A 12,641-nucleotide genomic window follows, 5' to 3' on the forward strand; every position below is an offset into this window, starting at 1 on the left:
CCTTATCTCTTTCATTAGAGGTAAGGTCTTTTTTTTATATCAAGGTCACTTATAATTAAAAGTAAAAAGAATCTAATATTTTATCAGCAGCTACTTTCATAATCAATGCATCGTCTTTATCATACATATAAATTGTGCATTTAAATGTATTTCCTCTACCATGCTCGTAAGCTACTTTTACGGTATTACCATTAGAATTAGCTACATTATATTCTACTAAACAAGCTTGATCAGTTCTAAAATCGCTATCAAAAGCCAATTCATAACTTCTTGTTCTTTCTTTATATTGGTTATAAAATTGAAGAGTTGAACCCTCTAATCTTACAAAATCTATATCATGATCTTTTAATCCTAAAACTTCGTTTACTTGTAAGTGTGTTGGATGATCTAATAAGTAATAAGGATCATCAGGATCGATGCTTGTAATATCTTGAGCGTTAACAAAAGAAGAAAATAACATAACAACGAAAATAGTGTAAAGAGATTTCATAATGTTTTTTTTTAAATGTATTGATGATGTGATAGTTATAAAACGATTTCATCCAAACATTTAATTGTCATTATTTAACCTACTTATTACAATAAATGACTTATTATAAACAGAAAGAGCTATCTAATTTAAAATTAGATAGCTCTTTCTAAAAGGTTACTCTTAAGAAATTATTACTCTTCTACAGCCATATTAATAGCCTCGACCTTAACAACTTCTGGTACTGCATTGATAATTGCCTGCTCAATTCCTGCCTTCAATGTCATTGCAGACATAGGGCATGAACCACAAGCACCCAAAAGCTCAACTTTTGCAATGCCATCTTCAGTTACTTCAGTAACTTTAGCATCGCCACCATCAGCTTCTAAATATGGGCGAATTGTCTCCAATGCTTTTTCTACTCTTTCTATTAATGATTGACTCATATATCTTTAACCTTGAGGTTTATACATCATTCTAATTATTCCCAGGTTTTGATCTCTACTTGATCAGTCTCTGGTAACTCAGCGTTACGAATTGCAATATTTCTTGCTAATTCTTCTGCAATCTTCACAAATGATCTACCTGCTGGATTTCCTTCTTCCATCACTACAGGTACACCATCGTCTCCACCTTCACGAACACTTTGTACCAAAGGAATTTCACCTAAAAATGGTATCTCATATCTACGAGCAAATGTTTTACCACCATCTTGTCCAAATAAATAATATTTGTTTTCAGGAAGTTCAGCAGGAGTAAAATAAGACATATTTTCTACTACACCCAATATTGGTACATTCACATCTTTGGATGCAAACATTTTGTAGCCACGTACTGCATCTGCTAAAGCTACTTTTTGAGGTGTAGTAACAATTACAGCTCCTGTAACTTTTGCTGTTTGTACTAATGATAAATGAATATCACCTGTACCTGGAGGTAAATCGATTAGTAAGTAATCTAAATCTCCCCAATCTGTATCCATAAAGAATTGACGGATTGCAGAGCTAGCCATTGGGCCTCTCCAAACAACAGCATTATCTGGTGATGTTAAGAAACCAATTGATAATAATTTCACTCCATATTTTTCAATTGGAATAATAATATTTTTATCGCCTCTTTGAACAACACCCGGCTGAGCATTCTCACAATTAAACATTGTTGGAATTGAAGGACCGTAAATATCAGCATCCATTACACCTACTTTTGCACCTGTTTCGGCTAAAGCCAATGCTAAGTTTGCAGTAACAGTAGATTTACCAACACCTCCTTTACCAGATGAAATAGCTATTACATTCTTTACACCTGGTAAAACAGGGCCATTTTGCTTAATGGATGTAACTTCTGCAGTCATGTTAACCGTAATTTCTAAATTATCAGCAACATCTCTGTAAATTGCATCTTCGCAACGCTTTCTGATTAATTCTTTTAACGGACAAGCAGGCGTAGTTAAAACTACAGTAAAAGACACTTTGTCTCCTTCTACTTCAACGTCGCGAATCATGTTCAGCGTTACTAAATCTTTTTTTAAATCTGGCTCTTCAACTGTTGATAAAGCCTTCAGAATATCTTCCTGAGTATATGCCATGGTCTCTTTTATCCCAAAACTGTTTAATCTTCACAAAATTAACACGAAAAGATGAATGATGCATTATCTTTATTTAGATTAATTTTTAATTTGGTAAGATTAACAGTAAAACAACTCATTTTGAGACCTCTGTGAGTGTTTTTAGCATAGAAAAATACTGCGTTGGTGTTTTTGATGTTTCTTTTTTGAATGCTCTATTAAAGGCTGTTTTAGAATTAAAGCCTACATTATAGGCATGTCCTAAGTAGGTCAGCTCGTTATCTGTATCTCCATTTACGGCATCTACAAAAGCTTCTACTCTATAGGAATTCACAAAATCATAGAAATTTTTCTTATATCCATCATTAATTACTTTGGATAAATCATGCGTGTTTGTTTCTAGAATTTTTGCTAGATCAGGAAGTGTTAAACGAGCATTCTCATAAAGACATTCTTCTCCCATTTTTATTGCAAGGTCATTTTTTATTGCAATAAGATCTGACGATAATTCTTTAACAACTTCTTGTTCTACCTTCTCCGAATTTACTATTGTGTTCGGAATATTATCTGGAAAGTTAATTACCTCAGATATACGTAATATTTCAGGTTGGTTCATTGCATAATAACCCATAACAAAAGAGATACTTGCAATCATAAACCATAATGTATCCGATAAGAATTCTATTAGATTCTGTGGATTGTAATCAAATAAGTAGTGGGCACTGCCTACAATATATAGCATACCCCAAATAATTAAACAACCTGCATAAACAGCCGTCACTCCACTTAAATAATTTAGGTTTCTTTCTTCTGATAGAACTTCTACATTATTTACTTTCTGACGATCCAATACTTGTTTACATTTCCACCAATAATAAATATTAAAGAGTAAACCTAAACCACCAAAAAGATTAAATAACCAATTAAATTCTTTATCTAAGACACCATTAATAAACTCTTCATTTGGCATTGCCAATAAAGGAATATAGGTAATTATTTGCATCCCAAAAGGAACAAACCTATAAAAGAGATCTTTCTTTGCAGATTCTGAATCAGTTAGTTGCTTAATGTAGAAATAAAATAGTGGGCTATATAAAAATAGTAATAACTCTGGTACTAAATATATTTTAGGAAACTCATGGAACATATCTCTATAATACATTGCCACTCTAGACATCAAAGCGATTGATGTTAAGAAAATTAAGCCCATCAATATTAAATTAGCTTGACGGTTATTATCTTGGATACTAAAAATTGAAAGTATTAAAACTATACCTTGAAATGCTCCTAAAAGTAGTAAAAACATATAAGGCGTCATGGTATTACCAGAAAGGTCTTCCCAACTACTTACCTTAATTTCTTTTTTCCAACCATCAATAGATACATCATAGACTCTATTTCCGATTGCTCGACCATTCTCTCGTCCTTCTACAGATTCCCAAGAACCTCTTGTCACTTTGTAATTAAATTTCTGAACTCCTATTGGTAATGTGATATAATAATTACCATCAGGGTGCTTATTTAATTTACTTTCAACATCATTTGTTCTCCAATCATTAAAATCTCCTGTAACAAATAAAGTTGCATCATAAGGAGTTTCATCGGGAACGTCTTGTACAACTAATTGTACTCTGTTTAAAAATTGCTTTGCTTTGTCTTGCCAAGATAAAATTTTGATATCAATTTCATTTGGACTTGATGCGTCATACACTCTATTGGATTTTATTTCTCCAACATCATTGCCTTCAACGCTTTTCCAATTACCTCTAGTAAATTTATATTGGAAACTACCTGCTTGTTTTGGCAAACGGATATAATATTCTTTACCATTTTTCTTTAATTGAAAATTAGGATCGTTTGGTGCCCATTCGTTTAAAGAAGTCACTAAATAGATAGCTGCTGTTTTTGGTGTATAAACAGGATATTCTTTAATAGTAAATGTGATAGAATCTGACTGAGCGTGCGAATTGTAATTTGTAAAAAAAGTACACAGTGAAAAAATAAATAGAATAGTAATTTTATTATTCATAGACATTGTTAGTAGTGTTGTAAAATTAGACCTCAAAAAATAAATTAGTAGTTGATTTATAAGTTTAGATAATATTATTGTCAACATCAACAAAAAGTATAATTATCTTATTTATAATGTTATAAAAACACTTTTTATCAAAAAAAAGAGCACAGAAAGATACTCTCTGTGCTCATTAAATTACAATTCTTATTTTTTAAGTATTCGCTTTACTTCTAAATACGAACCAATCTGAATTTGCACTAAATGAATACCACTTGGTAAATCACTAGTATTCAGCTCTAACTGATTATTACCCTGAGGTAAACGTTGCTCTACAGATGGAATTACTTGTCTTCCTTGTAAATCAAATATTTTAACAATAGCGTTTGTATTCTCTTCTATTATTACAACATCTAATGTTGCTTTCTGAGTTACTATTGTTGGATATAATTTCACAGATAAAGCTAGTTTATCTTCTAAATTAAATGTTCTTGCTCCACTACTTTCTGGATTAGAAGCATACCATTGTCCATCTTTATACCATCCTTCTTGATTTCTAGACAAATCTCCAGTTTGTTGTCCAGAACCATTATGGAATAATACACTTGCAGAAGTAGCTCCATTTATTGTGTAAGAATACCAACCATTTCCATCATCTACCATTGCAACTCCAGGCCATGTTGATGACGTTCCATTTGATGTATTCCAATAATGAATTTTTGTACTACTACCCCAAGAAGATTTAAAATGAACTGTTAAGCCTTCTGGTTGAGGTGGTTCCTCATCATACCATTGTCCATTTTTAAACCAGCCATCTTTATCTCTTGTTAGATCTGCTGATTTATAACCAGAAGTAGTATGGAATAATAGATTAGTTGATGTTACATTTGATGTAAATTCAAAATACCACCATCCATTCTCTCCTTCTGTAAGTGCTACACCCGGCCAAGTTGTACTCGCTATTGCTCCTACCGGAGTTACACCCCAATAATGAATTAATGGGTTACTTGCTCCTTGGAAATATACTTTAAAGCCTCCAATAACTTCATTTACAGTAAATGTTTTTGAAATTACTGCTGACGTATTACCTGATGCATCGACAGAAAACGCTTGTACAGTATGATCTCCAACATCAGTTAAATCAAAAGATACAGTTGTAACTGCAGACATAGATGCTGTAGTTGGTAATGTCCCATCAGTTGTATAATAAACTGTTGGTGCATTATCTCTAGTATCTGTTGCTGTAATAGAAATTGATACTAGTCCATCATAAGTACCACTATCTGGAGTCATTCCAATTGTTGGAGCGGTTTCATCTTCACCAATTTCAACCCAAGCGCCATTCTCATAACCTAAGCCTTCGTTACCACAAGTAGATAAATCTCCAGTTTTTCCTGCACCGCTATTTGTGAAAATAACATTTGCACAAGTACCTCCTTCAACTTCATATTTCATCCACCCTGTTCCAACTTCTGGAGCAGCTTGTAATTCAACACCTGGCCATGTTACTGGATTTGGATCCGTAATTGTTCCATTTGCTTCTACATTCCAATAATATACGTGACTATAATTTTTTACATAAATAGTAAATGTTTGGATAGGATTGAAAGTAAACACTTCCGAAATAATATCAGAAGAGCCTTCTGCGTTATAAGCGATTGCTGTTATCGTTACTGTCTCTCCTTCATTACCATTTACAGCTATTGCTCCCGTATATTCTAATGATGAACTCGATGGAGTAGTACCATCAATTGTATAATAGATCACCCCATCTTGAGTTGCAGAAATTGTTACATTTCCTGATCCATTAGAGAAATTTTTACTTTCCGGACTGATAGTTACAGTAGGTACCATCGGTCCAGGGCAATTGCCAGGACAACTATTTGACCAACTTCCATCTTTATACCAACCATCTTGAGTTCTTGATAAATCATCTGATTGAGCTCCTCCATTGTCTGTAAATACAATACCCGTAGATAATGCAGTTACAGTTGCATGATACCAACCATTACCAACATCTGTCATGGTAGCACCCGGCCAAGCGGTATCCTCAGTACTGCCAACAGGAACAGCATCATAATGATGCATATTAGCATTACCCCAATCTGCAGGTTTGTAGAAGTATACGTTGATAGGGTCAATCTGACCCACGGCGTATTTTTTCTCTGCAGCACCTGTACGTCCTGAAGAATTAACTGCTATTGCTCTAACTGTTGCCGATTGAATTAAATCAAAAGGTCCTGTATAAACATCCCAAGTAAGATAATCCTCTTTATTATCACTATCATTAGTAGTATAATAAGTAACTACATTAGGATCTTCTGCATCAATTGCTGAGATAGAAACTGTAATTGAAGTTTCATCATATTGTGTATCTGGAGATATATTTACAATTGGACGAGAAACGTAAGTGTAGTTTTTATCATATAATAAAACAATACCTTCTGCATCTGCTGTAAATGATACAGATCCATTTTCAACAACTTGCATTGTACCCGTATAATGATCAATAATCGTATCTCCGTTAGGGTAATAATCTGCAACATCAAAAGTAACTGTTCCTTGTGCACCTACAGCTACAATAACTCTATCAGAAAGTTGTTCTGCTGGGTTATTATAATCACGTACAAAAGTATAAGGAGCACTTCCTATTTGCTTATGAGAACCTGCTCCAACAGATGGATGGTCTCTACGGAAAGTACCTAACTTTTTCCACACATTATGTTGAGCAGTATTAAAATTACCCCAGTTCATTTCTGAACGAGTATTTTGTTCTGCATCACTCCAATTTCCTTCAGGTCTTCCTGTTTCATCACCATAAAATATTTGAATACCTCCTGGTAATAACAAGAAACCTGGTGCTGCTGCATGTAAAGAGTTACGATCAAACAGTGGCACTACATCATGTGATGACAAATAACTTAATGAGTTCCATGTAGAATCATCATTAATAGTTGCGTATTCTGAATACAATGATTCTAAAGAACTTGCATCTCTGCTTGCCACACGTGCATCATTTTTAAGATTAAAATTGATTACTGAATTAAAGTTACCATCAGTATGATAGTTCGACTTATTCTTACCATGTCCCCAAACTTCTGCAGTCATCCAGAATTCTTTACTATCCATTGCTTTTGATGGATTTTCTTCTTTCCACGCTGCTAAAGCTGCAATAGCATATTGTTTTAATCTAGCCCAACGCTCCATCTCAACATGTTTCGCAGTATCTATTCTAAAACCATCAATACCGTACTTTCTTACCCAATCTGTAAGCCAGAATATCATATAATTTGATACTACTCTAGGTAAACCTGTTTCATTAAAGAAAGCATCTAATTCAGCTGTTTTCTCTGCTAATTTTCCTTCTTGAGACCACTTTGTAACAAGAATTGGAGGAATACCTACTGGTGCTAAATCTTCTGTTTTTAAATCTGGTAAGAAACCAACACAATTATCAATTCCACCTCCAGAAGAACAGGCATCATAACCATCAACATCTGGATGACGCATCCAATCTGGACCCCAATATTTAGAAATCCATGTTCCACCAGAAGAATAATCAACAAATTTCTCATGGTATGAATGCCATGAATCTGCTCCAGATGGTTGCCAAGCTCTCCAAGATGGATCTACAGTTCCGTAGCCAAATTCTTCCATATCTTGCATTGTTGCATAACCTGTATGGTTCATTACAACATCTACTACAATACGGATTCCTCTTGAGTGAGCTTCATCAATAAACTCTTGGAAGTCTACTTCTGTACCCATGTTACGATCTAGCTCTGACCAATCTAGTGCATAATAACCGTGGTATCCATAATGACGGAAAGATCCATCAGAACTTCCTCCAACCCATCCATGCATTTGTTCAACTGGTGACGTAATCCAAATTGCATTTACACCAATCGCTTCAAAATATCCTTCACGAAGTTTTGCAGTCATACCTTTTAAATCACCTCCATGGAATTCTCCAGCAGATGAGTCATCAGTATAATCTCCTCCGTTACCATCCTTCCCTCTGTTGTACTCATTGTTATTAGAAGGATCGCCATCATAAAAACGGTCAGTCATTGTAAAATAAACTGTCGCATTATCCCAAGTAAAATTATCTTTCTTGGCAGTTGGACCTGAGTTATTATTATTATTATTATCTTCTTCGGTTTCTTTAGTGTAAGTTGATGTTACAACCTCAGAAGAAAGATTACCTTTAAATGCTTTTGCTTTTAAAACCGTTGTTTCTGTAAAAACTAAAGTTGATGAATAAAGCAAAGATGAAGTAGTTGGTGTTGTACCATCTACTGTATAATAAATAGATGCTCCGTCATTTGATGAAAGATTTACAGAAAACGAATCTATAAATGTAGCGTCTGATTGATCAGAAGAAATTGTAACAACTTCAACATCATCAGGACAATCTCCACCAGTACAAGCTGTTGAAATAACACCCTCTGAATACCAAGAAGTACCAGAGATAATTACATCTGTATCTTGATTAGTAGCAAAATCATGAAAAACAAAATTAGCTGATTCAGCACCAGGTAATGCAACCGAATACCAGTTAGATGTTCCTTCAACAAGTTGCATTTCTACACCAGGCCATTCTGTATCTGATACAGAACCTGCAGGCGATGCTGCCCAATGATGTGCATATAATGCTTCCCAACCTGCTTGTTTCTGTACATAAACAGTCATTACAGGAAGAGGTTCTCCAACATAAAATTTCTTTTCTATTTGACCCGATTTATTTTCTGAATCAAATGATATAGCTTTTACTGTTGTTGTTGTATTAATAGTAAAAGGTGCCGTATAAACAGCCGAATTTATTGTAGGAGTACTTCCATCTATAGTATAATAAATCGATAAGTTAGGATCTCTATCATCAATAACTGATAATGTTATTTCAATAGGATTATCAGATTGTTGAACAGAAGGATATATTGTTACAGTAGGTGCAGTATTTACACCTACTCCTTTATCCCAAATCATATAACCAGGACCTTCTGCTTGAATAATCCATCCAGAACCATTTGGTCTCCAACTTGTATTACCAATTGTCATTGCAAGTTTATCGTCTACAACTGCAGCATAACCACTACCATCTGCTTGCTGAATACTTACAACACTTGTTTTAGAAATATCATTCGCTTTACGAATAGCAATCATTTGTGCTATTTCATCGTAAATGCCATATTCAAAAAGGTGAGAATAAAACACCATTGGAGAACCTGCGTGTGTTAAGATATACGCATAACCTTGTAATACTTGAGAGTTAGAAACAGGATCATTAGGGAATGCACTTCCTGGATGATCTCCTTGTCTTACTGGCTCAGTATCATGATTTTCTAAAAATGTAACTGATTGCTGAGGCCAAGTACCTGCTACACCAGGCATCTTACCACCATTGTTTAATACTCCATAATTACCATTTACAGCACTATGCAAAGCAAACTTTAAAGGAAAATCAAATGCTGTAGAAGTACCTTGTGCACCATCTACCCAATTGATGATATCTTGCGTATTACTTGTCCAATTCTCTCCTATTGAAATAGATGGAGAAGTTGCATTGTTATAATCAGCAAAATAATTTGCAGCAAAACCATGTACAAAATCATATCTCCATCCAGAGTAACCCACATCAGATTTTAACCAATTCATCCAATCTTTAATCGCTTGTTGCGTAGCTGGATCTCTGTGGTTAATATCTCTTGCAGCACTATAAGGTGTACCTGTGTCAAAATCACCACAACCTTCACCTGGGAATTGTTCATTTACTTCATCATCAGAAGTAATTCCATTACACCCTAAAGCAGGTTCACAGAAATCTGCCCAACCTGTACAACCTACTCGATGATTAATAACTATATCTGCAATAGAAACAACACCAAGGTTATTTAATTGAGATATCAACGCTCTAAGTTCTTCTTCAGAGCCATAGTTAGAATTTAGGTCATACCATTTTCTTGGTAGATAACCCGCTCTATCACCTGCATCAGAAGATGGAGGTAACCATATACCATCAATATCAGCTGCTTTAATTGCAGCTGCTTTAGTTGATAATACTTGCCACCAATCTTTTTGGGCGGCGTCTGCTGATTCCCAGTGGAATCCTTGCAAATAAACTTCTTTTCCATCCTGTGCTATTGCTACTACATTATTAAGTAGTAGAAATAGAATTGAGATGACAGAAGTAAGTAACAGTTTAAAGTTCTTTTCCATTTTCAATTCATAAAAATTAGTTAATCAGAAGTTGTGTGTTTTGGGAGCACACTTTTCATTTCATATACCCAATTTTACTAATGAAAAAGATGGTAATCGACACTCAAAAAAATAAAACGTTCACATTACACTTTGCAACGTTCCAAATCAAGAACCGGCACTTAATAACCATCACCTAAAGTAGTTTAAAGTACTATTTTCAAGTTTTACTTTGCTAAGAAAAATTCTTAAGAATTAATTCAAAATTCTAATTTTCGAGAAGATTAACTATCTTTCTTGAAAGAAAACACTCCAACTTAAACGAAACTATGGATTTTAAAGAAATAAAAAGAGTAAGTGTAATTGGTGCTGGATGGCTTGGACTACCTCTTGTAGAGAAACTAATTAAAAATGGTTTTGAAGTTAAAGCAAGTGTAGGATCGGAAGAAAAACTATCGCTAATTTCTGATTTAGGGGCTACTCCATACTACTTAAGGTTTGACCCAACATGTAATGATCCTAAAGGATTAACTGACTTACTAGATACTGATGCTGTAATTATTTGTATTGCTCCTCGTTATGGACAACATAAGATGATGACGTACCATGCAGAACAAATTAAAGTAATAAAAGATGTAATTGAGAAATTGCCTGTAAACAAAGTTATTTACACTAGTTCTACGGGTGTTTATAAAGATTCTAATAAAGAAATTAATGAGAATGCTGAGACATCTGAACAACCTAGAGCTAAATCTGTTGTTCTTGCAGAAGAAGTTTTAAGATTAAATACAGACTTAGATGCTACTATTCTGCGTTTAGGTGGATTGATGGGCTACGATAGAATTCCTGCTAAATACGTTGATGGAAAAGAAGGTTTAAATAATGCTGAAATACCTGTGAATTATGTTTTTAGAGATGATGCTATTCGCGCCATCTTACATATTTTAGAAGTAAATGATCATAATAGCTGGAATAAAGTATTTAACGTTGTTGCACCTGAACACCCTCCTAAAAGAGTAGTTTACGAAAGTTCTGCTAAGTATGGAGATTACATTTCTCCTACGTTTGTAGAGACGGAAAAATCACCTCCTTTTAAAATTGTAAATGCTGATAAAATTCAGAAGAAAATTGGATTTACATTTCTATTTCCAAATCCATTAGAATTTAGTTACAACCATTTATCGCTTTAAAAAAAAGAAACTCACTGCAATACAGTGAGTTTCTCTCCCCTTAACAATTAAACCAAATAATTTTTTAATATCCTTTTGTTTATTCTATCGAAAGAAAGAACTCACTTAGGGTTAAACCCTAGATACAAAACTTATTTGCATATTGTAAAGATAAGTTAATATTTAAAAACAGTACCGCTATTTCGCTTAACGCTTTCCTTTTTTCGATAAACACGATATTTCATTCGACAAATATTTCACCTTTAGCCTATATCATTCAAAATTCTTACTAATTGAGGCACTTTAAAAAGCCTAAATAGAAATTGTTTACTACCTCGTTCTTAAAAAAGTTAGGTGATTAAAAACTAAATAATCATCTTCAAAAATTAATAAATTACTAATCATAATACTATAGATTAGTATTAGATAATTATCTTTACTAAAATTCAATACCGATATATCGATTTTACATGCGCAGTATATATAAATCACTTCTTTTAATTTTCCCTTTAGTAGTTGTAATCACTCAATCTGCTATTGCTCAAAAAAACTTACTAGATCCTGCTAGAATTTCTGCAGGTATTAAAGGTGGTTATACATCTTCTTCTGTAGGTTTTTACCCAGCAGTAAATAGATCTGCAGAGACTGCACCTACTTTTGGAATTGTGATGAAATATAATTCAGAAAAATATTTCGGAGCTCAGTTTGAAGTAAATTATGCTACAATTGGTTATAAAGAATTCAATAAAGAAGATATCACTGAAGAGGTGTACGAGCGTCAGTTTAATTACGTTCAAATTCCCTTACTTACACACATATATATTGGAAAAAGAAAATTTCAATTTTTTATAACTGTGGGACCTGAGATTGATATTCTTGTAGGAGAGAAAAAGACAATTCTTTCTGATATTAATAATCAAGCTTATGATTATTACGACAAACCTGCTAATCCTGTAGCTGTTTCTTTAGCAGGTGGTGCTGGAATAAATATCATTACAGGGATTGGTCATTTTCAGTTAGAAGGAAGATTTTCTGCCAGTATGACAAATATTCTTAAAGAACCTGATAGATCTTCTACAGATAGATCTAACTCAACATTTGGGGGTGTTAATTTCTCTTACTTAATACCTATTCAAGGATGGAAAGAAAAGCCTAAAAAATCATCGTTAATAGATGGCTTAATTCCTTCTAAAGAGGAAAATAAAAGCTCTAATTGGGAAAATAGAGACTAAT

At 33.8% G+C, this 12,641-nt stretch carries 7 protein-coding genes; 2 read left to right on the plus strand and 5 right to left on the minus strand.

The window, feature by feature from the left end:
- Positions 1-55: 55 nt before the first annotated feature.
- From EI427_RS13475 to EI427_RS26170, 5 genes are all read right to left on the minus strand, one after another.
- A complete protein-coding gene (locus EI427_RS13475; protein WP_126615489.1) occupies positions 56-490 on the minus strand; it encodes a hypothetical protein in 435 nt (144 codons plus the stop codon).
- 173 nt (positions 491-663) lie between these two features.
- Entirely contained in the window at positions 664-915 is a 252-nt protein-coding gene (locus EI427_RS13480; protein ID WP_126615491.1) for a NifU family protein, read from the minus strand.
- A 35-nt stretch (positions 916-950) separates the two neighbouring features.
- Entirely contained in the window at positions 951-2,054 is a 1,104-nt protein-coding gene (locus EI427_RS13485) for an Mrp/NBP35 family ATP-binding protein (protein ID WP_126615493.1), read from the minus strand.
- Between the two features lie 115 nt (positions 2,055-2,169).
- Positions 2,170-4,062: a helix-turn-helix domain-containing protein gene (locus tag EI427_RS13490; RefSeq protein ID WP_126615495.1), complete on the minus strand. Its 1,893-nt coding sequence runs from the start codon at positions 4,060-4,062 to the stop codon at positions 2,170-2,172.
- A 189-nt stretch (positions 4,063-4,251) separates the two neighbouring features.
- Positions 4,252-10,260, minus strand: a complete 6,009-nt coding sequence (locus tag EI427_RS26170) for a starch-binding protein (RefSeq protein ID WP_126615497.1) — start codon at positions 10,258-10,260, stop codon at positions 4,252-4,254.
- A 308-nt stretch (positions 10,261-10,568) separates the two neighbouring features.
- Between EI427_RS26170 and EI427_RS13500 the strand changes: the two genes are divergently transcribed.
- Together EI427_RS13500 and EI427_RS13505 are read left to right on the plus strand one after the other, a co-directional pair.
- Complete coding sequence (locus tag EI427_RS13500) at positions 10,569-11,429, plus strand: NAD(P)H-binding protein (protein WP_126615499.1); 861 nt, start codon at positions 10,569-10,571, stop codon at positions 11,427-11,429.
- Positions 11,430-11,878: 449 nt separating this feature from the next.
- Entirely contained in the window at positions 11,879-12,640 is a 762-nt protein-coding gene (locus EI427_RS13505) for a porin family protein (protein ID WP_126615501.1), read from the plus strand.
- Position 12,641: the final 1 nt, after the last annotated feature.

This window comes from Flammeovirga pectinis, assembly GCF_003970675.1.
In the GTDB taxonomy this organism is placed as follows: domain Bacteria; phylum Bacteroidota; class Bacteroidia; order Cytophagales; family Flammeovirgaceae; genus Flammeovirga; species Flammeovirga pectinis.

Bases quoted from the DNA above. Each gene is read 5' to 3' on its own strand.
- EI427_RS13475 (WP_126615489.1), bottom strand. From the start codon at position 490: ATGAAATCTCTTTACACTATTTTCGTTGTTATGTTATTTTCTTCTTTT.
- EI427_RS13480 (WP_126615491.1), bottom strand. From the start codon at position 915: ATGAGTCAATCATTAATAGAAAGAGTAGAAAAAGCATTGGAGACAATT.
- EI427_RS13485 (WP_126615493.1), bottom strand. From the start codon at position 2,054: ATGGCATATACTCAGGAAGATATTCTGAAGGCTTTATCAACAGTTGAA.
- EI427_RS13490 (WP_126615495.1), bottom strand. From the start codon at position 4,062: ATGAATAATAAAATTACTATTCTATTTATTTTTTCACTGTGTACTTTT.
- EI427_RS26170 (WP_126615497.1), bottom strand. From the start codon at position 10,260: ATGGAAAAGAACTTTAAACTGTTACTTACTTCTGTCATCTCAATTCTA.
- EI427_RS13500 (WP_126615499.1), top strand. From the start codon at position 10,569: ATGGATTTTAAAGAAATAAAAAGAGTAAGTGTAATTGGTGCTGGATGG.
- EI427_RS13505 (WP_126615501.1), top strand. From the start codon at position 11,879: ATGCGCAGTATATATAAATCACTTCTTTTAATTTTCCCTTTAGTAGTT.